Source organism: Sulfitobacter profundi (genome assembly GCF_042661425.1).
GTDB lineage: Bacteria > Pseudomonadota > Alphaproteobacteria > Rhodobacterales > Rhodobacteraceae > Sulfitobacter > Sulfitobacter profundi.
Genome location: NZ_JBHSWA010000001.1, coordinates 758,580 through 784,886, shown reverse-complemented (window position 1 = coordinate 784,886; position 26,307 = coordinate 758,580). Strand labels below are relative to the sequence as shown.

Sequence of the window (26,307 nt, the reverse complement as noted above, 5' to 3'; positions counted from 1 at the left end):
CTCATGTCAATAACTCCCGATACCCGCGTTGACCTCGATCGGTTCTGGTCGACCATTGAAGCCTCGGCAGAGATCGGCAAAGGCCGCCCGGGCGGGTTGTCGCGCCTGACGCTGAGCGATGACGACCAAGCCATGCGAGACCTGTTTCGTAGCTGGTGCGAAGAGGCCGGGCTGAGCGTCGAGGTGGACGCCGTCGGCAATATCTTTGGTCGCCGCGACGGCACCGATAACGACCTGCCGCCCATCCTGATCGGCAGCCATCTCGACACCCAGATTAACGGCGGGCGCTTTGATGGCATCGCAGGCGTGCTGGCCGGGCTGGAAGTGATCCGCAGCCTCAACGATGCGGGCCATGTCACCAGACGCCCTATCGTCGTTGTCGATTGGACCAATGAGGAAGGCGCGCGGTTCTCGCCGCCGATGGTCGCGTCGGGTTGTTTTATCGGAAAATACGATATCGATTGGGTGCATGACCTAGTCGGCGACGATGGCGCGCGCTTTGGGGATGAGCTGGAGCGGATCGGCTACAAGGGCGACCGCGCCTGTAAGGCGGGGAGATCGACGCCTATTTCGAGCTGCATATCGAGCAGGGGCCGATCCTTGACGCAGAAAATAGGCAGGTCGGCATCGTCACCGGCGGTTACCCTGTGCGCGGCATGCGGGCGTCGTTCAAGGGCCAGACCTCGCACACCGGGCCGACGCCGATGGATCTGCGCAAGAACGCACTGGCGGCAGGGGCGCGCTGGCTGACGGCGGTGGACGACATTGGCTGGGATTTCGCGGTTCATGACGGCAAGGCCACCGCCGCACGGTTGACCGCCTGGCCCAATAAACCGGGCATCCTGTCGGACAAGGCCGAGGCGGTTTGCGACGTCCGGCATCCCGATCCGATCACGACCCGTGCGATGGCGGAAAAGATGCGCCGTGCGCTTTATGAATCCGCTGCGCGCTGTGGTTGCGAGGCGCAGATCGAAGATGAATGGGAATGGGGTGGCGACATCTTCGATCACGAGATGATCGACGGCATCCGCGATGAGGCGATCCGAATGGGTTTCAACTGGCGGGATATCCAGAGCCAAGCAGGCCATGACGCCTATTTCCTTGCCACCCATTGCCCGACCGCGATGATCTTCACGCCCTGCGAAAACGGCATCACCCACAATAACGAAGAAAATTGCACGCCCGAGAATTTCGTCGCCGGGCTGAATATCTTGCTGCATGCCGTCGTCAATCGGGCCGATCGATGAGCGCATTGATCGGACATGAGGCGCTTGAAGCGGCGCTGGGCTGGCCCGATCTGATCGGGCAATTGCGCGACTGGTACTGCGGCAACGCGGTGCAGGCCCCGGACCGGCAGGTGCTGAGCATCGCTCAGCCCGATGGCAGCGAGGCCTCGCTTCTGATCATGCCCGCATGGGTTCCGGGTGAAAGCATCGGCGTCAAGGTGGTGACCTTTTTCCCGGCAACGCCGCCAAAGGGTGCCCGACGATCAATGCAGGGTATCTGTTGTTTAATGGCGAAACCGGACAGATGCAGGCGGCGCTGGATGGCGACGCATTGACCGCGCGGCGCACGGCGGCGGCCTCGGCACTGGCGGCGGATTTCCTCGCACGTAAGGACGCCCGTCATTTGCTGATCGTCGGCACCGGGCAGCTTTCGCTCGCCGTGGCGGCGGCGCATTGTGCGGTGCGGTCTTACACAACGGTATCGATATGGGGGCGCAGCCGCGAAAAGGCGGTGGCTGTCGCCGAAGCGCTCCGCGCACAGGGTCTGCCTGCGCAAGCCGCGCGTGACCTCGAAGTGGCGTGCCGAGCCGCGGATGTGATCAGCACAGTCACCGCCTCGACAGCGCCGATCATCCATGGCCACTGGCTCAAACCCGGCAGTCACCTTGACCTGATTGGTGCCTTTAAGGGTGATATGCGCGAAAGCGACGATCAGGCGATCACGCAGGCGGAGCTGTTCGTTGATCTGCGCGCCGGGGCCTCTCTGGCGGGTGACCTTGCTCAGCCGCTGGACGCAGGGCAGATCACGCCGGGCCACATCCGTGCCGATCTGGCCGAATTGTGCCAAAGGGCGCATCCGGGCCGGAGGGATGACACAGCACGCACCGTTTTCAAATCCGCAGGCATGGCGCTTCAGGACTTGGCTGCGGCCAACCTAGCGCGCGATCACGCCATATCGGGGTAAAGCGCCAGTAGTTCCTCCGCGATATCGACGAATTTCTGCTCCGAGGGCGACAGCTTCTCTCTCGGGGCGTGCACGAGATAGACATCGGCGCCGATGGCCTCGTCGGTGATCTTGAGCGGCCAGAGATCGCCGCGCCGGATGTCGTCCTGCGCGGTCATCAGCGGCAGGATGCCAACGCCAAGGCCGGCCACGATCATCCTGCGAACCTCTTCTATGTTGGTGCTCAGCCCGTTGATGCGGCTGCCCAGCCGGGTGCCTTCGCGCAGAACCGACATCGGCTCGAGCCCCATGCCTTCGGTGGCGCAGGCGAAGCTGATGAAGGGCTCGTGCCTGAGATCCCGCAGTGCCACGGTCTCCTGCCCGAAGAGCGGATGCTCGGCACCGCAGAAGACAAGGAACTCTTCTCGAAATAGGCGGATCGACGGCAGATTGACCAACGGTTTGGCCAAGAGGCAAAATCCGATCGTGCCGCGCCCCTGTTGGATCGAGCGGACGATGGACTGGCTGTTCTGGACCTCGCTTTGAAAGGCCACGGAAGGATAGCGCTGATGATAAAGCCGCAGCAACTCGTCCAACATCGGTGACACCAGATTGCTGATGATCTGATACCGGACCTGCCCCCGTTCCTCTTCTTCAGCATTGCGCACCAGAAGGCTGATCCGCTCGGCACTGTGAAAGATATCGCGGCATTCCTGAAAAATCTTGTCGCCGCGTGTCGTCAGTTCGAAATGGCGGCTGTCGCGGAAGACCAACTGGCAATCGAGTTGCGCTTCGAGCTTTTGCAGCGCATTGCTGACCGAAGGCTGGCTTAGGCCCAGCTGCCTGGCCGCCTTGGTGATGCTCTGCTCTTTCGCAATCATGTAGAACATGCGCAGCAGGTTCCAGTTCAGGTCGGATTGCGATTGGGTGATCATGGGGGCGACTCGATTTTGTTCGGGTTGGCTGAGAATGCCCTATTTTTGGTCACTGGCCACATAGTCAATGCGAATGCCTGTGATTGACAGCGCCTATGTGGCGCAACTGTGCGCTTCGCCCGCCGTCGGATAGGCTTGCCGCTCATTTAATCGGAAAGCGAAAAGCATGAGCATCATACGACTGCACCCAGGCCCGCGCATGAGCCAGGCCGTCATTCACAACAACACCGTCTACCTCGCCGGCCAAGTCGGCACCGCCGGTGCGGATGTCGCCACCCAGACCCAGGACTGCCTGAATGCCATCGACCGCCTGCTGGATGAGGCGGGCAGCAGTAAATCCAAGCTGTTGCAGGTTATTATCTGGCTGGACGATATGGCAAATTTCCAAGAGATGAACGCGGTTTACGACGCATGGATTGATCCTGCCAATCCGGCCGCGCGCGCTTGTGGCGAGGCCAAGCTGGCCACGCCTGACTACAAGGTGGAATTCATCGTCACCGCGGCGGTCTGAGCACCGCATCCCGGCCCGGGGGTTATGCCTGTCATAACTCCCGGCTATTTGACCCATTAGCTCTCTCGCCGCCATCCTTTTCCTAGAAAACAGGCGACAGGACAGAGCATGACACCCCAACTCGACCTCTCGGACATCGAAACGGCGACGCTGGGCCATTTCCTTGAAACCGGCTTCATGGCGCCGTCGCTGCAGGGGCTGTTGCCCGGCCGTCGGGTATTTGGCCCGGCGCTGACCGTGCGCATACAAGGCGACGATGGCGCGATGCTCACCGATGCACTCTCTGCCGCGAAACCCGGTCAGGTCATTGTCATCGACCGTTGCGGCGATCTGCGCCATGCCTGCTGGGGCGCGGTTACCACCGCCGCCGCCAAGGCGCGCGGCGTGGTGGGCGCGGTGATTGATGGCTTTGTCACCGACCGGTCCGCCATAGAGCACGAAGACTTCCCGGTCTGGTGCCGCGGCCGCTCGCCAATCACCACCAAGCCGCGCCGGCTTGGCGGCGACTTCAACGTGACCGTGGGCTGTGGCGGTGTCTCCGTCCGGCCTGGCGACATGATCCTGGCCGACGAAAACGGCGTTGTCGTGCTGGACAAGAAACAGGCCGCAAACCACGCGGCGCGCGCCCGCAAGATGCAGGAAGACGAGGTCGGGATTCTCGAACGCCTGCGCGCGGGCGAGACACTGGCCGACATCACGCGGGGCGCAAAGCAGCCTTCCTAGAACCGGAAAACCGGCACCACCTTTCTTCACTTCACTCAACCGACAGAGAGACCCATGATTCAAACTGTATCTAGAAAACGTTTCACCGGGATGGCGGCGCTTGCCGCCAGCACAGCGCTGATGCTGGGCACGCCCGCATTGGCCGACAAGGCATCCAATACGCTCAACGTGGCCTTCGCCGCCGAACCCGAGCCGCTTGACACCTATAAGATCGCCGGTCGTCAGGGCCTGATCCTCGCGCGGCACATCTATGACGGGTTGCTTTACAAGAACCTCGACACGGGAGAGATCGTGCCCGCCTTGGCGGAATCTTGGGAATTCACCGGCCCGCTGACGATGGAGTTCACTCTGCGTCAGGGTGTGAAGTTCCACAATGGCGCCGATTTCACCGCCGCCGACGTGGTCGAAACGCTCAATACCGTGATCACCCCGGAATACGGCACCCGCTATTCGATTTCGGTCGACTGGATCGACAACGTCGAGATGCTGGGCGATTACAAGGTGCGCATCAATATGTCCAAGCCCTTTGCCGGCGCGGTCGAGATGCTGGCCGATGCGCTTCCGATCTATCCGCATGAGTTCTTTGCTGAAAACGGGTCTGCCGGGATAGCCGCCACGCCGATCGGCACCGGGCCGTACAAGCTGGTGAGCCAAGAGCCGGGCATTCGATACGAGATGGAGCGGTTCGAAGATCACTACGCCGGCAGCCCCAAGGGTGGCGCGACCATCGACAAGATCACCGTCCGTACCATCCCCGAAATGAACACCCAGTATGCCGAGCTGATGTCGGGCTCGCTTGACTGGATCTGGCGCATTCCCCGGATCAGGCGTCGCGTCTGGAAGGCCGGGTTCAAATCATCAGCGCGCCGATCATGCGCATCGGATATGTGGGTTTTGCTCCAGAAGCGATGGCGGGCGACACGCCGATTGCCGACAAGAAGGTACGTCAGGCGCTAATCCATGCCACCAACCGAGGCGCGATTGTCGAAGCTTTCGCGGGCGGCGCCTCCGAGGTGCTGAATACCCCTGCAACCCGGCCCAATTCGGGTGCGCGCAGGACGTTCCGGCCTATGAATACGACCCGGAGAAAGCCAAGGCTCTGTTGGCCGAAGCAGGCTATGAAGACGGCTTCGAGATGGAAATGGTGTTTGCCGCCATGCCCCGCCCGACGGCCGAGGCTGTGGCTGCGGACCTCGCGAATGTCGGCGTGACGCTGGAGTTGAACGAACAGCAATATTCCTCGGGTATCGGCAAGTGGCGCGCCAAGGAGCTTCCGGCGTTCTTTTCGAACTGGGGCAGCTACGGCATTGGCGACACGGCGTTTATCCTGTCGAACTTCTTTGGCGGCGGCGCGGACGATCTTGTGCAGGACGCCGAACTGGCTGAATGGCTGACCGAGGCCGATACCGCATCCGACCGCGAGGTGCGCGCCGAGAACTACGCCAAGGCCGTCAAGAAGGTCGCGGACGAGGCCTATTGGATGCCGATGTACAACTTCAACGTCAACTACGGGCTGTCCAACGACCTGAACTTCACCCCGCACCCCGACGAGTTCGCCCGTTGGTGGGCGGCCAGCTGGAAATAGGCTGACCCCTCCAGCGGAACAGGGCCGGGCGGACCGCTCCCCACTGTCCGGCCCCTATTAATGGAAAGACCGATGCTCTCTTTCATCTCCAAACGCTTGGCCGTGGCGCTGCTGGTCTGTTTGACCGTTTCAGCGCTGAGCTTCGGGCTGATGTTCCTGTCGGGCGACCCGGCGATTGCCATCGCGGGCTCCGGCGGCAGGGCTGAGGACGCCGAGGCGGTCCGTATCGCCTATGGCTTCGATAGGCCGCTGATTGTGCAATATCTCGATTGGATCGGCAGCGCGCTGACCGGAAATTTGGGGCAGAGCATTTATTTCAACGTGCCGGTGACCGAGATCATCGGCAATCGTGTCGGCGTCACCCTGACGTTGGGGTTCGTCTCCTTCATCGTTGCCTTGGTGATCGCCGTGCCCTTGGGCGTCGCGGCGGCGCTGCGGCCGAATGGCTGGATTGACCGCCTCGCGCTGGTGATCGCCGTCTCGGGACAGGCGATCCCGAGCTTCTGGCTGGGGCTCATGGCCATCGTCGTCTTCGGCGTCTGGTACGGCATGGTGCCGATTTCAGGTGCGGACACGTGGCAGGGCTATATCCTGCCGGTAATCGTGCTGAGCTATTACGCCATTCCAGAACTTATGCGGATCACCCGCTCGGGCATGATCGATGTGCTGGCCACAGAGTACATCCGAGCGGCCAAAGCCAAAGGGCTGCCAATGCACTTGGTGATTTCACGCCACGCGCTGCGCAACGCGGTGCTGCCGCTGGTATCGCTGGCGGCCGTGCAACTGGGCCAGCTTCTGTCCGGGTCCATCGTGATCGAGAGCGTTTTTGCGCTGAACGGGCTGGGGCGGCTGGCTTGGGAATCGCTGCTGCGCAGTGACCTGCCGGTGATGCAGGCGATTATCCTGATCCTGTCGCTGCTCTACGTCGTTCTGACCACACTGGCCGACATTCTAAACGCTGTACTTGATCCGCGCCTGCGGGGGCTTCCTGATGTCCGAAGTCACCATGGAAACCGCACGGCCCAGCCTTTGGCGCAAGATGCGCGGCAATACCGGGGCGCTGATTGGCGGCACGCTGCTGGCGGGGATCATTCTGATCGCGCTGTTGGCGCCGTTGCTCGCCCCGCATGACCCGATCGCGCAGGACCTGACGCGCCGCCTTCTGCCGCCGTTCTGGCATGACCGTTCCGTGCCCGAACACCTTCTGGGCACCGATCACCTTGGCCGCGACTACCTGTCGCGCCTGATCTATGGCGCGCGGGTGTCTCTGGGTGTGGGGCTGGGGGTTATCCTCGTCTCGGGTGCCATCGGCATCACGCTGGGCCTTCTTGCAGGTTATTTTGGCGGCTGGATCGACATGGTTATCAGCTTCGCCATCACAACCCGGCTGTCGCTGCCCATCGTGCTGATCGCACTGGCGGCGGTGGCACTTGGCGGCGCGTCGCTGATCACGCTGATCACGGTTCTGGGTCTGCTGCTCTGGGATCGGTTCGCCGTCGTCACCCGCGCTGCCGCACAAAGCCTTCGACATCAGGAATTCATCATGGGCCTGCGGGCCATCGGGGCGAGCCGAACCCGCATCCTATTCCTCGAGATTCTGCCCAACATGCGCGCCACGATCCTTGTCGTCGTCTCGCTGGAGGTCGCAAACGTAATCCTTCTGGAAGCCGCGCTCTCCTTTCTCGGGCTGGGGGTGCGCCCCCCGACGCCAAGCTGGGGGCTGATGATTTCCGAGGGTCGCGACAATATTCTGTTTGATCCGTGGCTGATCGCCCTTCCCGGATCGGCGCTCTGTCTGCTGGTGCTGGCTGTGAACCTCTTTGGCGACGGACTGCGCGATATAACGGGACCTGCACGGAAATGACCGAGATGATGCTTGATATTCGCAACCTGCGCGTTTCGATCCCCACCGAACGGGGCATCTTGAACGCGGTTCGCGGGGTGGATCTGCAAATTGCCAAAGGCGAGACGCTCTGCCTTGTGGGCGAGTCGGGCTGCGGCAAATCGCTGACCGCGACCTCGATCATGGGACTGCTGCCGCGCTACGCCAAGGTCACATCCGACCGCTTTCAGATGGCGGGTCAGGATCTGACCACGAGGACCGATGGCAAGCTGGCAAAGCTGCGTGGCCGTGATGTTGCGATGATCTTTCAGGATCCGACCAGCGCGCTGAATCCGACGCTGACCATCGGGCGACAGCTGACCGAAGGCGTCATGCGCCACGAAAAGCTGAGCCGTAAGGACGCTAACTCCCGCGCCATCGAGATGCTCGACCGCGTGGGCATCGCCAATCCGGCGGCGCGCCTGACGCAATATCCGCACGGGTTCTCCGGCGGCCAACGCCAGCGCATCATGATCGCTTCGGCGCTCATGGGGCGGCCCGGACTGCTGATCGCGGACGAGCCGACGACCGCGCTGGATGTAACCATTCAAGCCCAGATCTTGGCGCTTCTGGGCGAGCTGCAAAGCGATCTTGGCCTATCGCTTTTGCTAATCACGCATGATCTGGGCGTGGTCGCGGCCATCGCTGACGATGTCGCGGTGATGTACGCCGGACGCATCGCCGAACGCGCGCCCGCCGCTGACCTCTTTGCCGCGCCGCGCCACCCCTATACCCAAGGCCTACTTGCTGCGATCCCGGTGCCGGGCGTCACCCCGCGCGGGAGCGAATTGCCCGCCATTCCGGGGCGCGTGCCGGGGCTGATCGGCACAATGCAGGGCTGCGCCTTTCGCGACCGCTGCGCCCTTGCGGGACCGGGCTGCATCAATGACCCGGTGCCGCGCGTCGACACCGGTCCCGGCCATTTCGTTGAATGTGTCAAGGCAGCGGAGGTGGCAGCATGACGCCGCCCATGATCCGAATGACCAACATCCGCAAAGCCTACCGTCTGCGCCGCGGCATGTTCGCTCCGACCGAGGAGCTGGTGGCGGTCAACGACCTGTCGCTTGAGGTGTCCGAGGGCGAAACGCTTGGGCTCGTCGGCGAATCCGGTTGCGGCAAAAGCACGGCGGTCAGCATTATGCTGGGCCTGTTGCAGCCAGACCAAGGCGAGGTCGAGATCGCGGGCCGGAAGATCGGCGCCATGCCGGTGGCCGACCGCGTGCGGCTGATCCAACCGGTGTTTCAGAACCCCAATGCCTCGCTCAACCCGGTCAAGCGCATTCAGACCCTCGTCGGCCAGCCGCTGCGCCTGCACGGCGGCACAAATGTCGACGCCGAGGTCAAGCGAATGCTCGATCTGGTGGGGCTGCCCGCGCGATTGGCCGATGCCTATCCCGGCGAGCTTTCGGGCGGGCAAAGGCAGCGTGTCGCCATCGCCCGCGCGCTCATCCTCGGCCCACGTGTGCTGATCTGTGACGAGCCGACCTCGGCACTTGATGTCTCGGTACAGGCGCAGATCATCAATCTGCTGCTTTCGCTCAAGAAAGAGCTTGGCCTCACGATGGTTTTCGTCAGCCACAATCTGGCCGTGGTCGAGCATTTGGCCGACCACGTGGCTGTCATGTACCTTGGGCAAAAGATTGAAGAAGCCGGAACCGATACACTTTTCGAAAATCCCTGCCATCCCTATACACGTGCCCTTCTTGCCGCGACCTTGTTGCCGGACCCACAGGTAGGGCTGCCGGAACAAAAGCTGGGCGCGGCGGCGGCGGACCCGTTTGCCGCACGCCGCGGGTGCCTTTTCGCGCCGCGCTGTCCGGATGTGCGGGAAGGCTGCGTCAAAGGCCCGCAAGAGCTCCGGGAGTTGCGCGACACCCATGTCAGGTGCGAGCGGGCGGCATGACGTCGTGTTCCTTCTGCGGCTGAACCACGCCGGTGAGCATTTCGGCAACGCGCTGTTTTGCTTTGCGTGCAGGAACGAGACCCGCAGCCCCGAGCCCTTCGCCAAACATAAGGGCAGGCTGCGGTAAATCGCGATCAATCGGCAGAACCTGCGCGAGGCGCTAGGCGGTAATCCCCCCACTGAAGCGAACCACCCCTGCAGGCCGGTCTTGGCAAGCTTTTTGAGCAACGCCACTCACGTAGACTTCTTCGACAGCGCGGTCGTCCCCCATGATTTGCAGCACGAACAACTCCTCCGCGAGGCTCTCGGCGCGCTCCATGCGCAGGGCCATCGCGCTTGTGGCAGATGAGTTCAAAATCACAACGTCTGCCTCCGTTCCCGATGCCAACGTACCGATTTTGTCCTCCAGACCCAGAACATTGGCGTTGCCTCGTGTGGCCCAATCGAAAGCTTGGAGCGGATGCATAGATTGCCCCTGTAGCTGCAGAACTTTATAGCCCTCCTTCAGGGTTTGGAGCATCGAATAGCTTGTGCCCGCGCCCACGTCCGTCGCAATCCCGCTCTGAACGCCACGCGCAGTTAGGTTGCGATGATCAAACAGACCGCTGCCGAGAAAAAGGTTCGAAGTGGGGCAGAACACGGGATGCGCGCCGGTTTCCGCCAGCGCGTCAACCTCTCTAGGTTCGAGATGAATGGCGTGTCCTAACAGTGTGTTGTCCCGCAACAGGCCGTAGGACTGGTACACATCCAAATAATCACGCGCCTGCGGATAGAGCTCTCTGGTGAAGGCGATTTCATCTTTGTTTTCGGACAAATGCGTCTGGATGTGGCAGTCAGGATGCTCCGCACCGAGCGCCATCGCCGTTTCCATCTGCTCTGGCGATGACGTGATGCCGAACCGGGGCGTTATGACATAGCCGTTCCGGCCTTTGCTGTGCCATTCGGAGATCAACGCCTTTGTTTCATCATACCCTTTCTGCGGTGTGTCGAGGAGATCGGCTGGCGCATTGCGGTCCATCAAGACCTTACCGCCCAGCATCCGCATATTGCGCCGCGTCGCTTCTGAGAAAAAAGCGTCCGCCGAGGTCTTGTGAACCGAACAATATGCGGCGGCGCTGGTCGTGCCATGCGCAACCAACTGGTCAAAGAACGCCTGTGCCATGCGGTGACTGTGGTCTTCGCAGGCAAAGCGCGTTTCTTCCGGGAAAGTGTAATTGTTGAGCCAGTCCAGCAGTTGCGAACCCCATGAGGCGATCACCTGCACCTGCGGAAAGTGAATATGGGTGTCGATGAAACCTGCCATCATCAAATGAGGGCGGTGATCCGTGATCGGCACATCGGGGGCTTTGGCCAATATACTGTCGAAGGGACCACTGCCTTGAATGATGCCATCGCTGATCAACAAACCGGCATCTTCAAGGTAGGTGTAAGCTTGGGTATCAGAGCCATCTTGCGGCGCGCGGTGAAAGGTCAACAGGCGACCGCGAAGCAGTTTTTGGGTCATAGGTTTCTCAAATCTAGGGAAGAGTTTAGAGGGGCGGCGACCTGCCGCCCATCGTTTGGTTACGCCTGATGGGCGGGCATATCTTCATCCATGAAGTCTGGCTCATCGGGCACAACAATGCGGTGCTCTAGGTCCTCTTTCGGTGCGACCAACGGATATAGGTACATGAAGGCGCCGACGATCAAGTAGCCTATGGTGATCGGGTCCAGCTGCGGCAGTTGCAGCTTGTAGGAATGAATGATCCCGACCGACGACATCAAAGACGCTGCGATTGCAAAACCGCCTGCCATTTTGAAGCGGCCGTCAATGATGTCAGCGACGATCGCACCCCAGATAAGTCCGGTGATAATCGCCCCCTGACTAAGCGCCAGATGGCCTTCGTAATGCGCGCCTTCCATCAAAAGCGCGGCGGTGAGCGCTTCGTCACCCAAAGATGGCAGACCCTCAACGCCGGAACTGCGCAGGGCATTCATCAACGAACCCCATTTGGTCACCAAGAAGGCCGAGATATGCGGCAGGATGGCGAAGGACACGGCGGCCATATGCATCGGCTTTACCGCCCATGCCGTATTGGTGATCAGGCTGACGGATACGAAGACCAAGACCGGTGCGGCCGCGGCAACCGGGATCAGACCTGCAAGGAACGACAAGAGCCCGACAAATGCGGCAGCGGCGATGACGACAGCAACACCAATGATATAGCCCGCATGTGCGTCAAGCCGTTTGTAGGCGGGATGGCCGATGTAGACAGTCGTCGGAAAGGGCGATCCAAAGAGTGCGCCCAGCATCGTGCCCGCCCCATCGGTAACCTGACACAGACCGACCGGATAGTGGTCGCCTGCCGCTTCCGCAGATTCCACGTTGTTCATGGTTTCGATGAAGTTGTAGATCTGCACCGGGATCAGCACGAGGAACAGTTCAGGGTTCGCGAACAGGTACTGAATGCCGGCAAGCAGATCGCCGATGTAGGGAACCGGCGGGTAGAACCCGATTCCGCTTACGTCAACTTTGGACTCCCCAAGACAATGGCGATCACTGTACCCGCAGCGATTGCCACCAGACCGGCAGGCAAGTTGCCCGGAAGGCGAAACCGTCCGATCAGCCCCCATAGGATGAACAACAACGACGTGAAGGCGATGATCGGGCTTTCGAAAATCTGCGCCAAGGGCACCGAGCCGATAAACACAAGCGCGATGCCGCATAGGGTGCCCAGCATGCCCGCGCGCGGCGTGATCTCTTTCAACCACGGCCCGACGATAGCCCCAAGTGCAGCGACGACACCGCCCATGAAGCCAGCCCCGATGCCGACCTGCCATGCCAGCAACGGGTCGTTCGTGGCCCAGTAGATTGGCCCGATGACTCCGAACAGATAGACGAACATCACGGGTGTCGAGATGCCATAGGGCAGGGCGGTCACGTCTTTGCCCTGTTTGTTGGCTGCCCATTTGGCCATATAGGTATAGACCGCAACACCGGCCAAAATGGCGATGGCCGCGCCGGGTACGATGCGGCCAAAAACGATCTCGGGTGGCATCTGAAACACGAACTGGCAAACGCCAGTCAGGATCAGCAAGTTCACAAGGTTGTCGGTAAATAACGCCCAAAAAGCGTTAAAATCGCTGCGTGCAAACAGCTTGTAGTTATAAATCCTCCCGTCCATGACGGTCTCCTCCACTGATAGGGCGGAACGCCTCTGGCCAATCAGGCCAGTCTCCCCGTTCGGCCCAGATATGCGCGCCCGTGGGGCGCTTCTATTGCCCCGATCGGGGCGGTTGCGGCAGTTTCAGTGGTCAATTCAGCGATCACCTCGGCAACCACGAAGGCTGCAATGACGCTGGGCCGCTTGTCGCGGCTACCGCATGCCCCAATGGGGCAATTCAAATCTTCGATCGTTTGGCCGTCGCAGTGCATGCGCGCCCAGTTTTTAAATTTTGCGCGCTTGGTCGCCGAGCCGATCATACCGACGTACAAGGCATCACCCCGTTCCAACGCGGCGGAGGTCAGCAGAAAGTCTAACGCATGATCATGGGTCAGAACGATAAAAGCACTGCCTGCTGGCGCGCTCCAGATATCGGCCTCTGGCAGCACGCTGATACGGGTCTCTACCGCTGCCGTATTGAGGGCGATCTCCTCGGTTCGGGTGTCAATCAGGATGCATCTGACGGGCAAATGTTGAAACAGGTCGGCCAAGGCCCGCCCGACATGACCAGCCCCCATGACATAGACATGAGGCAGGGCGGCTTTTGTCTCGCGAGCCCGGTCCGCTGCGGCGCGCTTGTCTGATGACCGCATCCGTGTCAGGCGGATTTCGACCCTTCCCCCGCAGCATTGGCCGATCTCAGGGCCAAGCGGCACGTCCAACTCTCGCACCAAATCTCCACTCTGCAGCATGTCCCGCGCTGCTTGGATGGCCAGAAATTCCAGCTGGCCACCGCCTATCGTTCCCCAAAGCCCTTGGGCAGAGGCAAACATCTCAGTTCCCTCGTTCCGGGGGAGGAGCCACGTACGCGGGTCAGTGCGACGCGAATGACCGATGCATGTGCCGCAAGAAATTCATCCAAAGAAACGGCGTTATTCGACATGGTTCACCCCTCGGCCTGCAACCGTGCCACAGCCAGCAACACCCGTTCCGGCGTGGCCGGCGCATCAAGACGCGGACACGCGCGGTAGTTGGCCACCGAAGCGACGGCCATCGACAGCGCTTCGAACACCGAAATGCCAAGCATGAAGGGCGGCTCTCCTACCGCCTTGGAGCGCTTCACGGTCAGTTCGCGGTTCTCCGACCAGTCGGCGAGGTTCACGTTGAATATGCGGGGGCGGTCGGAAGCGAGGGGAATTTTATATGTAGAGGGCGCATGGGTCCGCAGTCGTCCGGCATTGTCCCACCATAACTCTTCGGTTGTGAGCCAGCCCATGCCTTGGATGAACGCGCCTTCGACCTGGCCTTTGTCGAGCGCCGGATTGAGGGAGCGGCCCACATCATGCAGGATGTCGGTACGCTCGACACGGTATTCGCCCGTCAATGTGTCGATTGTCACTTCAGAGCATGCTGCCCCGTAAGCATAGTAATAGAACGGACGCCCTTGGCCTTTGGCGCGGTCCCAGTGAATTTTCGGCGTCTTGTAGAAACCGGCCGCCGAAAGCTGCACGCGGGCAAGATAGGCCTGCTTGATGAAGGCCGCAAATGTCAGGATGTCTTTGCCAATAAACACATGATTGGCGTGGAAACTTACCTCTTCTGCGGTAACACCCCAAGTTCTTGTCGCGAACTCGACCAACCGCGCTTTGATTTGTTCCACCGCGTTGAGCGCGGCCATGCCGTTCAGGTCGGTTCCGCTGGAGGCAGCGGTTGCTGACGTGTTCGGCACTTTCTCAGTGGTGGTCTTGGTAATCTTGATCTGCTCAAAATCGACCTGAAACGCCTCGGCGACAATCTGTGCCACCTTGGTGTTCAACCCCTGACCCATCTCTGTGCCGCCGTGGTTCAGGTGGATCGAGCCGTCGTTATAGACATGCACCAATGCGCCGGCCTGATTGTACCACGTCGCCGTGAACGAGATCCCGAACTTGACCGGGGTCAGGGCAATCCCCTTTTTGAGCACCGGCGAGGTCTCATTGAAGGCCATGATGTCTTTGCGGCGCTGGCGGTAGTCAGAGGTGGTTTCCAACTCCTCGACAAGCCGTTCGAGAATGCTGTCTTCGACTTTCTGATGATAGGGCGTGATGTCTCGCCCTTTGCCGCCGTAGAAGTTCGCCTTGCGCACGTCCAGTGGATCTTGGCCTGTGGCATAGGCGATCTCTTCGATAATTCGTTCAGCCGCCACCACACCCTGCGGGCCGCCAAAGCCACGAAAAGCCGTGTTGGAGACTGTGTTGGTCTTCATCGGATGGCTTTCAAGCCGCACATTCGGGTAAAAATAAGCGTTATCGGCGTGAAAGAGGGCACGGTCGGTCACGGGGCCCGAGAGGTCGGATGAAAAACCGCACCGTGCAGCAAAGCTGCCATTCACCGCTTCGATGCGTCCCGCTGCGTCGAAAGACACATCGTAATCGATTACAAAATCGTGGCGTTTCCCCGTAGCCGTCATGTCTTGGTCCCGGTCGGGGCGGATCTTCACGGCGCGGTTCCACTTTTTCGCCGCCATTGCGGCAACAGCGCAGAACAGGTTCATCTGGCTTTCCTTGCCGCCGAACCCGCCGCCCATGCGGCGCACGTTCACCACAACCGCATTCGAGGGCACGCCGAGAACTTGAGCCACCATATGCTGCGCCTCGGAGGGGTGCTGCGTGGAGGAATGCACGATGATATCATCGTCTTCCCCGGGAATGGCCAAGGCGATATGCCCTTCGAGGTACATGTGGTCCTGTCCGCCTACAGCGATCCTGCCCTTGATCCGATTGCTGGCGGTTTCAAACGCCCCATCGACATCGCCGCGTTCGAGTTTCAACGGAGCGGTGACGTGTGGGTATCCCGCCTGTTGCGCCTGAATGGGATCAAGCGCATGGGGTAAAACATCACAGTTGATCTTGGCTTTTTCTGCGGCGTGGCGCGCAATGTCCCGTGTCTCTGCGATCACCGCAAACAGGGGTTGGCCATGAAATTGAATCAAATCAGTGGGGAAAACTGGCTCATCATTCCGTCCCGTGGGGCTTAGGTCGTTGACGCCTGGCACATCCTCGGCGGTTAGGATGCCGATCACGCCCGGAGTTGCCAGAACATCGGTATAGTCGATGTCCAAAAGCGTCGCATGGGCAACATCCGAGACACCTAGATAGGCATGCAACGTGCCTTCGGGCAGCGTAATGTCGTCGGTGTAGTCTGCCGCGCCCGTGACGTGTTTTGACGCGCTGTCATGAATGCGGTCGCTGTGGGCGGTGCCGGTAATGGAAACGTTGTCTTTCATTTTTGCGTCTCCTTGCTTTAAGCGTTGATGAGTTGAACGGGAGCGGCGCTTTGCGCATCCTGTTCCAGATAAAAACGGCGCAGAAGATTCTGAGCAGAGAGCTTTCGATACGCCGCGGAGGCGCGCCAGTCCGTAAGCGGTTCGAAATCCTCGGCCAGCGCTGCTGCGGCGGCCTCGAAGTTTTCTCGCGTCCAGCGCTGACCATTCAGCGCAGCTTCTGCCGCCGTCGCACGTTTGGGTGTCGCGGCCATGCCGCCAAAGGCAATGCGGGCATTGCTGATGACGTTTCCGGTTACCGTCATATGGATGCCAACGGCCACCGACGAGATATCCTCGTCGCGCCGTTTGGAGATTTTATAGGCGGCGTTCAAATCATCGGGGCCGGGCAGGGGAACCTGAATGCTCTCGACAAATTCCGCCGGTGCGCGGTCCTGCTTGCCATAGTCTATAAAGAACTTTTCAAGAGGCACGTTTCGACGGGCAGCACCGTGGCGGAGCGTGATCTCTGCGCCAAGCGCGATCAGGACGGGCGGGGTATCACCGATAGGAGAACCATTGGCGATATTGCCCCCGACCGTGCCCATGTTTCGCACCTGCCATCCCGCGATACGGTTCCAGTAGGGGAGAAGATGAGGCAGGTGCTCTGACAGAATGGCCTGACAATCGGTGTAGCTGGCCCCGGCCCCGATTTTTAGCTGCCCTCCCTGACGCTCAACTGTTTTCAGCGCGTTCAGATGGCCGGTGAAAATCGCGGGCCCGATTTTACGCAGAAATTTTGTCACCCAAAGCCCGACGTCTGTGGACCCCGCCACGATGGTTGCGTTCGGGTAGCTCAAAAGGCAATCGGCCAGATCATCCACGTTAGCCGGGATGATGCTCAGGTTGTCTTTGGGTCCGGAGACGATGCGCTTGCCATGCTGAAGCGCTTGCAGTCGCGTCATTATCTGCGCGCGTTCGGCATTCAGAAGATCCGATGATGGCGTGCCATAGCGCGACACGGCCACCGCTGCCTTGATGATGGGCTCATAGCCGGTGCAGCGGCACAGGTTCCCCTGTAGGGCCGTCTCAACCTCTTGCGATGTTGGTTCGGGCGTCTGCATCCAGAGCGCATAAAGCGACATGACAAATCCGGGCGTGCAGAAACCACATTGGCTCCCGTGATGTTCAATCATTGCTTCCTGAACAGGGTGCAGCCGACCTTTCGGGCCGGAGAGATGCTCGACCGTGACCACATGACAACCGTTGATCGAGGCCAGAAACCGAATGCAGGCATTGATGGGCTCATAGACCAGCCCGGCATTGCCAAGCCGGCCCACCAGTACGGTACAGGCGCCGCAATCGCCTTCGGCGCAGCCTTCTTTTGACCCGGTCAGACGGCGTTCGAGCCGAAGAAAGTCCAAAAGCGTTTGGCTGGCTGAAACGTCGTCCAGCGCCACGTCTGTGCCGTTGAGGATGAAACGAATGTCGCGTTGATAGTCCAAGGGGTGCCTCCCAATCGCCAGTCTGGCTGTGATCGTCGCCGCTACGATAGACACAGTTGTTTAGGTAAAAAAATCACCGGAAACGCTAAATACTTTCAACAAAACGTTGAAAATTCATCGGACCTTGGGCATGTTCATGTGGAAGGGGGGCGCCGTATGTCTTATATCGAAAGCTTGCGCGTCTTCGTTCGCGTGATGGACTTGGGAAGTATCACCGCGGGCGGGCGGGACCTGAGGCTGACGCCTGCAGTTGCCAGCAAGCGTTTGAAAGAGCTAGAGAAACATCTCGGCGTGCGCCTGTTTAACAGGACGACCCGCTCGATAACCCCGACAGAGGTCGGTACCGTTTTTTACGATGAGGCCCATGCTATTTTGCAGGCGCTGGATAACGCCGAGGCCCGGGTCGCCAGCTTTTCCGACGCCCCGCGAGGGGCCCTGCGGATCACGGCACCGCTTGGGGTCGGGCGTCGAATAGTTGCACCTTTGGTCCCGGAATTCTCTGAAACCTATCCTGATACTGAGATAAGGATGCGGCTGTCCGACCGACGGGTAGACATCATGGCAGACGGGCTCGATATCGCTTTCTTTATCGGGGAGCCGAGTGATTCCACGATGAAGCTGCGAAAGTTCGCGGATTGCGATCGGGTCTTATGTGCCTCTCCGGATTATCTTTCGCGTTGTGGAACGCCGATGACGCCTGACGATCTTCATGATCAGGCGCACAACTGCCTTTTGCTGCGGTATCCAAGATCGCCAGAGTATTATTGGACACTTCAGACCGATATGGGCCCCCGAAAGCTGGAGGTTCGCGGTCGGTTCGATGCCGATGACGGTGATGTACTGACCGATTGGGCGCTGGCCGGGCGTGGGATCATCAACAAGCCGCGCTTTGATGTGCGTGAACACCTCAAGTCGGGACGACTTGTCGAGGTATTACCGCACACTCCGCCAAAGCCGACCATTTTTGGCTGCCTGTATCCCCACAAAAAGCTTCAGGATCCAAAGGTTCGTCTGTTCGTTGATCACATCGCACGAAACAGCAAACGCTTCTTCGTCTGAGTTCGACGCCCGTTCAGCGTTGCACTCTGGTGTGACGGATGGCCGGGTGCCTGCCGCCGCGCCAAAGGTTTTTTGGCAATTGCAGTAGTGAACGCGCGCTGTCGGTGCCGATAAATCTTTGAAATAAATGCGGAATGCGGAGCGTTACTGGCTACGCACTTCGCGCACCCAAGCGACAATATTGCGTCGCGCTTCCTCGTCCATTTGTACGGCATTTGGCGGGGGCATGGCGTGGCTCACGCCCGCTTGGAGATAGATCTGGTCCGCATGACGCGCAACGTCGCCGGGGGTCTCAAGGTAGACCCCCTTTGGCGCCCACTGCATATTGCCCCAGACTGGTTCTCGGGCATGGCACATAGAGCAATTGCCGATGACGGTATCGTAAGCGCTCTCGAACCCCTCAGCAGAGGCATAGGCCTGCTCATATGCCGTCAGATCTCGGGCTTCTGCGTCTTCCCATGTCTCCCCCGTTCTGATGGTGGAAAGCCATGCGATCAAAACCATAAGCAGCACGGTCACCGCCCAAGTCCAATGCGGACCGGAACCGGTTTTGTGCATCGTGTTGAAGTAGTGGCGAATGGTGACACCGGTCAAAAAGATCAGGCTTGCGATGATCCAGCTGAACTCTGTTCCAAATGCCAGCGGGTAATGGTTCGACAGCATCAGGAACACCACCGGCAAGGTAAGGTAGTTGTTGTGGGTCGAGCGCACCTTGGCGATCTTGCCGTATTTCGCGTCAGGTGTGCGACCGGCCTTAAGGTCTTCGACAACGACCCGTTGGTTGGGCATGATCTGGAAAAACACATTGGCGGTCATGATCGTCGCCGTGAAAGCGCCGAGATGCAGCAACGCCGCCCTGCCGGTGAAAATTTGGTTGTATCCCCATGACATGATCACAAGGATTACGAACAAAAGCAGCATCAGAACTGTGGGGTGGTCGGCCAATTTGGATTTGCACATCGCATCATAGAGCAACCAGCCAATCGTCAGGGAGCCGCCGGAGATCAGGATGCCCTGAAACAGCGAAATATCGGCTTTGGTGGGGTCGAGTAGGAACAATTCACCGCCGACCCAGTAGATGATCATCAAGAGTGCCGCCCCTGACAACCAAGTGCTGTAGCTTTGCCATTTGTGCCATGTCAGGTGCTCTGGCATCCGGGCGGGCGCGACCAGATATTTGACTGTGTGATAAAAACCCCCGCCATGTACTTCCCATTCTTCGCCGTAGGCGCCGTCGGGCAGGGCGTCGTTTGGTTTAAGCATTAGATCGAGCGCGATAAAATAGAACGACGCACCGATCCACGCCATTGCAGTGATCACGTGTAGCCAGCGGACGCTGAACGCGATCCAGTCCCACAGAATTGCCAAATCGTACATGGCTGGTCTCCTTAGATTCGAAATTTCTAACACCCTAGGCGAGACGGGTTTGTTCTGGTATCGCCGTAAAGGACCAAGCAGCATCAAAAAAGACAGAATAATGTCCTACTTCGATAACATCCGCACTTTTGTGCGCGTCTATGAACTGGGCAGCATGTCTGCCGCGGGGCGGGATTTGCGGATATCTCCAGCTGTTACGTCATCACGGATTTCACAATTAGAAGAACGGCTTGGCGTCAGACTTTTTCAACGGACGACACGCAGTCTATCCCCGACCGAGCAGGGCAAGTCGTTCTACCGCGGGGCGACTGAAATCCTCGAAGCCGTCGAAAGCGCCGAGGCGCAGATCGTCAACATCACCGAGAACCTGAAAGGATCGCTCTATGTTGCGGCGCCTTTAGGTGTCGGTCGTAGGTTAATCGCCCCGCAGGTCCCGGGTTTCTTGAAGAACTATCCCGAAGTCAGCGTGAGGTTGCGTTTGTCCGACCGGAAAGTGGACTTGACCACAGAGGGTCTGGATTTGGCATTCTTTCTGGGGCAGCCCGAGGACAGCAATCTGCGCATCCGAAAAATTGCAGACGTGGAGCGGGTGCTCTGCGCATCGCCGGACTATATTGCGCGCCGTGGCATGCCCGACAGCGGAAGCGCGCTGGTGGCGGAGGGACATGAATGCCTGAGCCTTCGCTTTCCGGGGGCGACCGAATTTCAATGGCGGCTAACGACACCGGACGGCCCCAAGCGATTTCGTGTCCCGGGGCGCTATGAGTCAGATGACGGGGACGTGCTCACCGATTGGGCACTTGCCGGTCATGGCGTCGCAATGAAGCCGGTTTTCGAAATTGCAGAACACTTGCGGACCGGCGCTTTGGTGCCTGTCGCTGAAAAGACGCCTCCCGAGCCGATTCAGATGGCGTGCCTATTTACGCATCGCCGTAGACAGGACCCGAAAACGCGCCTTTTCATGGAGTTCATGGTTGATCGCATCGCCGCGACAATCTAGCGAAGCAATCAGTGGGCCGAAGCCTCAGCTTCCGCGATATGTTGAGTATCCGAAAGGAGAAAGCAACAAGGGCACGTGGTAGTGCGATTGCTCGGACATCCCAAAGCGGATCGGTATGACGCCTAGAAACCGGGGGTCTTCAGGCGGCGTGCCGCTTGCATCCAGATAGGGGCCTGCGTGGAACACCAGTTCATATTCACCCACTTCGAACTCTGCTTCAGGCAGGATTTGTTCGTCAGTGCGCCCGTCGTTGTTCGTCGTAAGCGTTTTCAACAGATGCCGTTCAACACCGCTGATGCGAAACAATTCAATTTTCAGCCCTTCGGCGGGGCACCCAAGGGCGGTGTCGAGGACATGGGTTGTAAGATAGCCGGCCATTTTTAACTTCTCCTGAAACGCTGTCTGTTTCTAGGCTGAATGCCTTTAAGTGACAAATCTCCACTAACAGAAGGCTCCTTTAAAATTTTTTTGAAAAACAGATCCATTTTTCCTGTTTAGGTTGGGTTTTAGAAGAAAAGGAATATTTGCGTGAAACGTTACCCAAGAGATATGACCGGCTATGGTGGCGCTGTACCAGCGGCGCAATGGCCGAATGGCGCAAAAATCGCCGTTCAGATCGTGCTGAACTATGAAGAAGGTGGGGAAAACAATATTCTCCACGGTGATGCTGCGTCTGAAGCGTTCCTATCGGAAATCACCGGGGCCGCTCCCTGGCAGGGTCAACGCCATTGGAACATGGAATCGATCTATGAATACGGCAGCCGCGCCGGGTTCTGGCGTGTTCACAAACTGCTCAAAAACACGCCAATTACTGTTTATGGTGTAGCAACCGCTCTTATGCGGGCGCCCCAGCAGCTCAAGGCGATGAAGGAGGCGGGCTGGGAGATTGCCAGCCATGGTCTGAAATGGATCGAACACAAGGATATGGAGCCGCAGGAAGAGCGCGCCCAGATCCGCGAGGCAATCCGCCTGCATACCGAAGTGGTGGGGGAGGCCCCGCGCGGCTGGTACACTGGACGCTGCTCTATGAACACTGTGGACCTTGCCGCCGAGGAGGGCGATTTCGCCTATATCGCCGACAGCTATGCTGATGATTTGCCCTACTGGGTGCGGGCTGGCGGTAAGAACCAGTTGATCGTGCCTTACACGATGGACTGCAACGACATGCGCTTTGCGATTCAAGCGGGATACACGAACGGTGATCAGTTTGAGAGCTATCTCAAGGATAGCTTTGACATGCTCTATGCCGAGGGGGCCGAAGGTGCGCCCAAGATGCTTTCGATCGGTTTGCACTGTCGTCTTATCGGGCGTCCGGGGCGCGCAATGGCGTTGAAACGCGCCTTGGAACATTTCGCGAAACACGACGGGGTCTGGTTCGCCACAAGGGAACAGATCGCCGATCACTGGGCAAGCCTGCACCCGCCTGCCGAGGGGACCGCGCCATCTGATATGGACAGGGGAACCTTTGTCGCGGAATTTGGTGGCATGTTCGAACACAGCCCTTGGATTGCCGAGGGTGCCTTTGATCTTGAGCTTGGTGCGACCCATGACAATGCAGCAGGCATTCACAACGCACTGGCGCGTGTGTTCCGTAACGCATCCGAAGAACAGCGGCTGGGTGTGCTGACCGCCCACCCTGACTTGGCGGGAAAACTGGCGGCAGCCGGGCGCCTCACAAAGGAAAGCACTGCCGAACAGGCGGGTGCCGGACTGGATTTGCTGACCGACGAAGAACGGGAGACCTTCCAGAACCTCAACGCTGAATACGTTGAGCGGCACGGCTTTCCTTTCATCATCGCCGTGAAGGATAACACCAAATCGAGCATTCTTGAGGCATTTCACCGCCGTATCAAAAATGACCGCGATACCGAGTTCTCCGAAGCCTGCCGACAGGTTGAGCGAATTGCAGAACTGCGCCTGATTGAGAGGTTTGCATCATGAACAACGTTTTGACGGCAACCACAATTAATTCCGATGCCATTGCGGGGCTAGCAGAACTGATCGATGCATCAGACACGCCCGACAAGTTCATAAACCAAGGGCGTTGCGGACGTTTTCATGATCGGGCGACCCTCGACGTTGATGGTCGCGTAGGGGTCAGCGTCTTTCAATCCACATCGTTCTCCATGCCTTTCAAAATGGAAATGATGGAGCGTCATCCTTTGGGCAGCCAAGCTTTTCTGCCGATGCAGGAAGGCGAATATCTGGTCGTGCTAGCCGAAGATAAAGACGGTGCTCCGGTTGCGCCCCGGGCCTTTATTGCTGGGCCGGGGCAGGGCGTAAACATCGGGCGCAACGTCTGGCACGGGGTTTTGTGTCCGCTGTCCGATCCGGGGCTTTTCATGGTCGTCGACCGCGTCAGCGAGGGGCCAAATCTGGAGGAACATTGGTTCGATGAGCCATTCATCATCGAGCGATAATAAATAACTCGGCAAAAAAAGCGCCGGCTCACGCATCCATAGGGAGGGACAATTATAATGTCTGATGCATCCATCGGAACGCCGGACCAACTCCGCGATCCAAATTACACCCCGCCGCTCACAAAAGCGGTGCCGCTGGGGATCCAGCACGTGCTGGCGATGTTCGTATCGAACGTCACTCCGGCGATCATCGTGTGCGGCGCTGCAGGTTTCGGCTTTGGCTCAAACAGCCCTGATTTCCCGCAAATGATCTACATGATACAGATGTCCATGTTCTTTGCCGGGGTCGCGACGCTGTTTCAGTCGATCGGCGTAGGTCCGATTGGCGCGCGCTTGCCGATCGTGCAGGGCACATCGTTTGCCTTTATTCCAATTATGATCCCGCTTGTCGCCGGGAAGGGCGTGGACGCGATTGCGGTCCTGATGGGGGTATCGTCGCCGGTGGCCTGTTCCACGCCTTTTTGGGGCTATTCATCGGGAGACTTCGTTTTGCACTGCCGCCGTTGGTCACTGGCTTGGTCGTGACCATGATTGGCCTGGCTCTGGTCAAGGTCGGTGTTCAATATGCGGCAGGGGGTGTGCCTGCAATCGGCACCGAAGAATACGGCTCCGGGCTCAACTGGTTCATGGCAGGTACCGTGATTTTGGTGACCCTCGGCCTGAAGTTCTTTACCCGCGGCATGCTTTCTGTGTCGGCCGTTCTGATCGGCCTTTTGGTTGGCTATGTCGTCGCCTTTGCGCTTGGTCAGGTCAATCTTGGCAATGTAGGTCAAGCGGCAAGCTTTGCGCTGCCGAACCCGCTACACTTTGGCATCGAATTCTCGGCCGCCGCGGTCATCGGCTTTTGTGCCATGTCTTTCGTCTCGGCCATCGAAACTGTTGGCGATGTTTCCGGGATCACCAAAGGGGGCGCAGGCCGCGAGGCGAGCGACCGCGAAATCCAAGGGGCGACCTATGCAGATGGGATCGGCACGGCCATCTCGGGCATGTTCGGCGCGCTGCCCAATACGTCGTTCAGTCAGAACGTAGGTCTCATCGCCATGACGGGTGTGATGAGCCGGATGGTCGTTACAATCGGGGCGATTTTTCTGATCATATGCGGTCTTGTTCCCAAAATCGGTGCGGTGATCTCTTCGATCCCGATCGAAGTGCTGGGCGGTGGTGTCATCGTGATGTTCGGCATGGTGGTCGCGGCTGGTATCTCGATGCTGTCCGATGTGAACTGGAACCGTCGCAACATGGTCATTTTTGCCATCGCGCTGTCACTTGGTCTGGGCCTGCAGCTTGAGCCGGATGCGCTTCAGTATCTGCCGGGCACGCTGAAAGTCCTAGGGACTTCGGGCATTCTGCCTGCGGCCCTCATCGCCATCGTTCTCAATCTGGTACTGCCCGAGGAGCTTTCGGGTGAAGCCACCGAGGAAGTCTCTGGCGGTATGGCAGGACAAGGGAGCGGATCACTCGCGCAGAGTGACCGCGTCTGATGTCGCTTTCGCGGTGAGATGATTGCTGCGGAATAGGAATAGCAAATGCGGCGCAGGTCTCTGCGCCGCATTTTTTTCGTGGGTAACTGCTAGGGCTGGAAGAAGTACGTGCCGGGATCACCGGGTTCATTTCGGGACTTGGCCAGCCCGACGGAGAGCAGCGTCAAAGGGGACGGCTCAAACAGATAAAGGATACATGGGGGTCAAAACACTAGGCGATGCCACCTCCAAAGGCCGCAACGATAGCTGCACCTGTGCCAACGTGCAGCTCGCCAGCGCTGGTTTGCCCAAGGTTCAGACATCGCTCACAGAGCGCGGCCCTCTTCTGAAATATATCTTTAACCTTTCAGAGGTGCGTCATTCCCGGCAGATCACCGGCTTCTCGCCGCGAGGCGTTCCGCCATTTCAAGCATGCGTGCAGAGAAGCCCCATTCGTTGTCGTACCACCCAAAGACGCGCAGCTGGCGCTGTTCGATCGATTGCGTTTCGGGAAGGGCGATCACCAGAGATTCAGGGCGGCTCCGAAAATCGGTCGAAACACAGGGGTCTTCTGTCAGACCAATGAGGGTCGAGTCTGCAAAGGCTTCGCGCAAGAACTCGACAAAAGAACCTTCGGGCTTTTCCAAGATTTGCAGCGTCGCATCGATTGCCGAAACTGAGATGCAGGGAACCCGGACGGCGCTGACACTGAGGCGTCCGTGAAATTCTGGCAAGACGTTAAAGATTTGATTAAGCGCGCTGGTTGTTGTCGGAACCATTGAGACAGCAGCAGCACGGCTTCTTTCAAGACTGGCACCGGGCTGGTCAACAGTCGGTTGGCTCCCGGTGTAGCAATGAATGGTCGTTACATGTGCTCTGGAAATTCCAAGCCCTAGATCAATCGTGCGGAGGAGGGGGCGATCGCATTGGTCGTACAAGACGCATTGGACACGATCCGCGCATCGCCAAGTTCTTGTTCATTGGCGCCCAAGACAACCGTCTGGTCGGCGACCTCGGACGGGCCGGAAATCAGAATATTCGATGCCCCAGCCTCGATGCCTGCTTCTGCAAAGTCTCTATCCTTGACCCTTCCGGTGCATTCCAAAACAACATCCACACCGCGTAAATCCAAGGCCCGCAGGTCCGGTTCGCAGGTAAATGGGATGGGGCGACCGCCAATTGTTATCTGGCGATCTCCCGTTTCCACTTGGAGGGGTAAAGGACCGAAAACACTGTCGTAGCGCAGCAGGTACGCGCAAGTTTCGAGTGGCGCGATATCGTTGATGCCAACGACTTTGACGGCGGACTGGCTTTCATTTTGTAAAATCTGGCGCAACAAAGTCCTGCCGATGCGACCAAAACCGTTGATAAAGACACTTAGCTGGCGGGTCACG

At 59.0% G+C, this 26,307-nt stretch carries 24 protein-coding genes and 4 pseudogenes; 18 read left to right on the top strand and 10 right to left on the bottom strand.

The annotated features are described in order from the left end of the window. Positions 1-3: 3 nt before the first annotated feature. The 4 genes and pseudogenes from ACFQAU_RS04260 to ACFQAU_RS04245 all read left to right on the top strand — a co-directional run. Positions 4-420: pseudogene (locus ACFQAU_RS04260) on the top strand (M20/M25/M40 family metallo-hydrolase); the annotation flags it as partial. Between the two features lie 137 nt (positions 421-557). Further along, complete coding sequence (locus ACFQAU_RS04255) at positions 558-1,247, top strand: M20/M25/M40 family metallo-hydrolase (protein WP_386283797.1); 690 nt, start codon at positions 558-560, stop codon at positions 1,245-1,247. Then, a complete protein-coding gene (locus tag ACFQAU_RS04250; RefSeq protein ID WP_386280766.1) occupies positions 1,244-1,561 on the top strand; it encodes a hypothetical protein in 318 nt (105 codons plus the stop codon). Before ACFQAU_RS04255 ends, ACFQAU_RS04250 begins: the two co-directional genes overlap by 4 nt. Further along, positions 1,507-2,190 carry an ornithine cyclodeaminase family protein gene (locus ACFQAU_RS04245; RefSeq protein ID WP_386280763.1) on the top strand — a complete coding sequence of 228 codons (684 nt, stop codon included), beginning with the start codon at positions 1,507-1,509 and terminating at the stop codon, positions 2,188-2,190. The genes ACFQAU_RS04250 and ACFQAU_RS04245 overlap by 55 nt, the downstream gene beginning before the upstream one ends. On the opposite strand, the gene ACFQAU_RS04240 is transcribed toward ACFQAU_RS04245, so the two are convergent. After that, positions 2,172-3,104, bottom strand: coding sequence for a LysR family transcriptional regulator (locus tag ACFQAU_RS04240; RefSeq protein ID WP_120350324.1), 933 nt, complete (start codon positions 3,102-3,104; stop codon positions 2,172-2,174). The two genes, ACFQAU_RS04245 and ACFQAU_RS04240, sit on opposite strands and share 19 nt — an antisense overlap. Before the next feature lie 166 nt (positions 3,105-3,270). Between ACFQAU_RS04240 and ACFQAU_RS04235 the strand changes: the two genes are divergently transcribed. The 9 genes and pseudogenes from ACFQAU_RS04235 to ACFQAU_RS04195 all read left to right on the top strand — a co-directional run bounded on the left by ACFQAU_RS04235 (position 3,271) and on the right by ACFQAU_RS04195 (position 9,708). Next, complete coding sequence (locus ACFQAU_RS04235; protein WP_206054307.1) at positions 3,271-3,615, top strand: Rid family hydrolase; 345 nt, start codon at positions 3,271-3,273, stop codon at positions 3,613-3,615. 108 nt (positions 3,616-3,723) lie between these two features. Beyond that, entirely contained in the window at positions 3,724-4,338 is a 615-nt protein-coding gene (locus ACFQAU_RS04230) for an RraA family protein (RefSeq protein ID WP_120350326.1), read from the top strand. Positions 4,339-4,392: 54 nt separating this feature from the next. Next, positions 4,393-5,295, top strand: coding sequence for an ABC transporter substrate-binding protein (locus ACFQAU_RS04225; RefSeq protein ID WP_386280757.1), 903 nt, complete (start codon positions 4,393-4,395; stop codon positions 5,293-5,295). Further along, complete coding sequence (locus ACFQAU_RS04220; RefSeq protein WP_386280754.1) at positions 5,211-5,549, top strand: hypothetical protein; 339 nt, start codon at positions 5,211-5,213, stop codon at positions 5,547-5,549. Before ACFQAU_RS04225 ends, ACFQAU_RS04220 begins: the two co-directional genes overlap by 85 nt. After that, positions 5,441-5,923 carry a periplasmic substrate-binding domain-containing protein gene (locus ACFQAU_RS04215; protein ID WP_386280751.1) on the top strand — a complete coding sequence of 161 codons (483 nt, stop codon included), beginning with the start codon at positions 5,441-5,443 and terminating at the stop codon, positions 5,921-5,923. The genes ACFQAU_RS04220 and ACFQAU_RS04215 overlap by 109 nt, the downstream gene beginning before the upstream one ends. Before the next feature lie 72 nt (positions 5,924-5,995). Beyond that, positions 5,996-6,907: pseudogene (locus tag ACFQAU_RS04210) on the top strand (ABC transporter permease); the annotation flags it as partial. A 7-nt stretch (positions 6,908-6,914) separates the two neighbouring features. Further along, positions 6,915-7,787 carry an ABC transporter permease gene (locus ACFQAU_RS04205; RefSeq protein WP_132444870.1) on the top strand — a complete coding sequence of 291 codons (873 nt, stop codon included), beginning with the start codon at positions 6,915-6,917 and terminating at the stop codon, positions 7,785-7,787. A gap of 5 nt (positions 7,788-7,792) precedes the next feature. After that, on the top strand, positions 7,793-8,767 hold the full coding sequence (locus tag ACFQAU_RS04200) for an ABC transporter ATP-binding protein (RefSeq protein WP_132445063.1): 975 nt from the start codon (positions 7,793-7,795) through the stop codon (positions 8,765-8,767). After that, positions 8,764-9,708, top strand: coding sequence for an oligopeptide/dipeptide ABC transporter ATP-binding protein (locus ACFQAU_RS04195; protein ID WP_132444872.1), 945 nt, complete (start codon positions 8,764-8,766; stop codon positions 9,706-9,708). Before ACFQAU_RS04200 ends, ACFQAU_RS04195 begins: the two co-directional genes overlap by 4 nt. A 160-nt stretch (positions 9,709-9,868) precedes the next feature. On the opposite strand, the gene guaD is transcribed toward ACFQAU_RS04195, so the two are convergent. The 5 genes and pseudogenes from guaD to xdhA form a co-directional block, all read right to left on the bottom strand. Further along, entirely contained in the window at positions 9,869-11,212 is a 1,344-nt protein-coding gene (gene guaD / locus ACFQAU_RS04190; protein WP_132444874.1) for a guanine deaminase, read from the bottom strand. A gap of 59 nt (positions 11,213-11,271) precedes the next feature. After that, positions 11,272-12,872, bottom strand: a pseudogene (locus ACFQAU_RS04185) (xanthine/uracil/vitamin C permease). A 41-nt stretch (positions 12,873-12,913) separates the two neighbouring features. Beyond that, complete coding sequence (gene xdhC / locus ACFQAU_RS04180) at positions 12,914-13,684, bottom strand: xanthine dehydrogenase accessory protein XdhC (protein WP_386280745.1); 771 nt, start codon at positions 13,682-13,684, stop codon at positions 12,914-12,916. A 113-nt stretch (positions 13,685-13,797) separates the two neighbouring features. After that, entirely contained in the window at positions 13,798-16,116 is a 2,319-nt protein-coding gene (gene xdhB / locus ACFQAU_RS04175) for a xanthine dehydrogenase molybdopterin binding subunit (RefSeq protein WP_132444879.1), read from the bottom strand. A gap of 17 nt (positions 16,117-16,133) precedes the next feature. Continuing rightward, entirely contained in the window at positions 16,134-17,597 is a 1,464-nt protein-coding gene (gene xdhA / locus ACFQAU_RS04170; protein WP_132444881.1) for a xanthine dehydrogenase small subunit, read from the bottom strand. A 156-nt stretch (positions 17,598-17,753) separates the two neighbouring features. On the opposite strand from xdhA, the gene ACFQAU_RS04165 reads away from it, so the two are divergent. After that, a complete protein-coding gene (locus ACFQAU_RS04165) occupies positions 17,754-18,656 on the top strand; it encodes a LysR family transcriptional regulator (RefSeq protein ID WP_120350337.1) in 903 nt (300 codons plus the stop codon). A gap of 144 nt (positions 18,657-18,800) precedes the next feature. Here the strand turns inward: ACFQAU_RS04165 and ACFQAU_RS04160 are convergent, their stop codons facing one another. Beyond that, a complete protein-coding gene (locus ACFQAU_RS04160) occupies positions 18,801-20,033 on the bottom strand; it encodes a urate hydroxylase PuuD (RefSeq protein WP_067628530.1) in 1,233 nt (410 codons plus the stop codon). 100 nt (positions 20,034-20,133) lie between these two features. Here ACFQAU_RS04160 and ACFQAU_RS04155 point away from each other — a divergent pair, with 100 nt between their 5' ends. Further along, positions 20,134-21,033, top strand: a complete 900-nt coding sequence (locus tag ACFQAU_RS04155; protein ID WP_132444883.1) for a LysR family transcriptional regulator — start codon at positions 20,134-20,136, stop codon at positions 21,031-21,033. Positions 21,034-21,057: 24 nt separating this feature from the next. Here the strand turns inward: ACFQAU_RS04155 and uraH are convergent, their stop codons facing one another. Next, complete coding sequence (gene uraH / locus ACFQAU_RS04150; RefSeq protein WP_067628535.1) at positions 21,058-21,411, bottom strand: hydroxyisourate hydrolase; 354 nt, start codon at positions 21,409-21,411, stop codon at positions 21,058-21,060. A gap of 150 nt (positions 21,412-21,561) precedes the next feature. Here uraH and puuE point away from each other — a divergent pair, with 150 nt between their 5' ends. From puuE to ACFQAU_RS04135, 3 genes and pseudogenes are all read left to right on the top strand, one after another. Beyond that, the gene (gene puuE, locus ACFQAU_RS04145; protein ID WP_132444885.1) at positions 21,562-22,974 is read left to right on the top strand and encodes an allantoinase PuuE; all 1,413 of its coding nucleotides are present in this window, start codon (positions 21,562-21,564) and stop codon (positions 22,972-22,974) included. After that, positions 22,971-23,453 (top strand): ureidoglycolate lyase, encoded by a 483-nt coding sequence (locus tag ACFQAU_RS04140; protein ID WP_120350341.1) that lies wholly within the window; start codon positions 22,971-22,973, stop codon positions 23,451-23,453. Before puuE ends, ACFQAU_RS04140 begins: the two co-directional genes overlap by 4 nt. Before the next feature lie 57 nt (positions 23,454-23,510). Continuing rightward, positions 23,511-24,934 (top strand): annotated as a pseudogene (locus tag ACFQAU_RS04135) (uracil-xanthine permease family protein). Positions 24,935-25,305: 371 nt separating this feature from the next. On the opposite strand, the gene ACFQAU_RS04130 reads toward ACFQAU_RS04135, so the two are convergent. After that, positions 25,306-25,851: a hypothetical protein gene (locus ACFQAU_RS04130; protein WP_386280727.1), complete on the bottom strand. Its 546-nt coding sequence runs from the start codon at positions 25,849-25,851 to the stop codon at positions 25,306-25,308. Continuing rightward, entirely contained in the window at positions 25,806-26,306 is a 501-nt protein-coding gene (locus ACFQAU_RS04125; RefSeq protein ID WP_386280724.1) for a glyceraldehyde 3-phosphate dehydrogenase NAD-binding domain-containing protein, read from the bottom strand. The genes ACFQAU_RS04130 and ACFQAU_RS04125 overlap by 46 nt, the downstream gene beginning before the upstream one ends. Between the last annotated feature and the right edge of the window lies 1 nt (position 26,307).

Excerpts from the sequence above, each read along its gene's own strand:
- ACFQAU_RS04250 (WP_386280766.1), top strand. The coding sequence starts at position 1,244 with ATGAGCGCATTGATCGGACATGAGGCGCTTGAAGCGGCGCTGGGCTGG.
- ACFQAU_RS04240 (WP_120350324.1), bottom strand. The coding sequence starts at position 3,104 with ATGATCACCCAATCGCAATCCGACCTGAACTGGAACCTGCTGCGCATG.
- ACFQAU_RS04235 (WP_206054307.1), top strand. The coding sequence starts at position 3,271 with ATGAGCATCATACGACTGCACCCAGGCCCGCGCATGAGCCAGGCCGTC.
- ACFQAU_RS04230 (WP_120350326.1), top strand. The coding sequence starts at position 3,724 with ATGACACCCCAACTCGACCTCTCGGACATCGAAACGGCGACGCTGGGC.
- ACFQAU_RS04225 (WP_386280757.1), top strand. The coding sequence starts at position 4,393 with ATGATTCAAACTGTATCTAGAAAACGTTTCACCGGGATGGCGGCGCTT.
- ACFQAU_RS04220 (WP_386280754.1), top strand. The coding sequence starts at position 5,211 with ATGCGCATCGGATATGTGGGTTTTGCTCCAGAAGCGATGGCGGGCGAC.
- ACFQAU_RS04205 (WP_132444870.1), top strand. The coding sequence starts at position 6,915 with ATGTCCGAAGTCACCATGGAAACCGCACGGCCCAGCCTTTGGCGCAAG.
- ACFQAU_RS04200 (WP_132445063.1), top strand. The coding sequence starts at position 7,793 with ATGATGCTTGATATTCGCAACCTGCGCGTTTCGATCCCCACCGAACGG.
- ACFQAU_RS04195 (WP_132444872.1), top strand. The coding sequence starts at position 8,764 with ATGACGCCGCCCATGATCCGAATGACCAACATCCGCAAAGCCTACCGT.
- guaD (WP_132444874.1), bottom strand. The coding sequence starts at position 11,212 with ATGACCCAAAAACTGCTTCGCGGTCGCCTGTTGACCTTTCACCGCGCG.
- xdhC (WP_386280745.1), bottom strand. The coding sequence starts at position 13,684 with ATGTTTGCCTCTGCCCAAGGGCTTTGGGGAACGATAGGCGGTGGCCAG.
- xdhB (WP_132444879.1), bottom strand. The coding sequence starts at position 16,116 with ATGAAAGACAACGTTTCCATTACCGGCACCGCCCACAGCGACCGCATT.
- ACFQAU_RS04165 (WP_120350337.1), top strand. The coding sequence starts at position 17,754 with ATGTCTTATATCGAAAGCTTGCGCGTCTTCGTTCGCGTGATGGACTTG.
- ACFQAU_RS04160 (WP_067628530.1), bottom strand. The coding sequence starts at position 20,033 with ATGTACGATTTGGCAATTCTGTGGGACTGGATCGCGTTCAGCGTCCGC.
- ACFQAU_RS04155 (WP_132444883.1), top strand. The coding sequence starts at position 20,134 with ATGTCCTACTTCGATAACATCCGCACTTTTGTGCGCGTCTATGAACTG.
- uraH (WP_067628535.1), bottom strand. The coding sequence starts at position 21,411 with ATGGCCGGCTATCTTACAACCCATGTCCTCGACACCGCCCTTGGGTGC.
- ACFQAU_RS04140 (WP_120350341.1), top strand. The coding sequence starts at position 22,971 with ATGAACAACGTTTTGACGGCAACCACAATTAATTCCGATGCCATTGCG.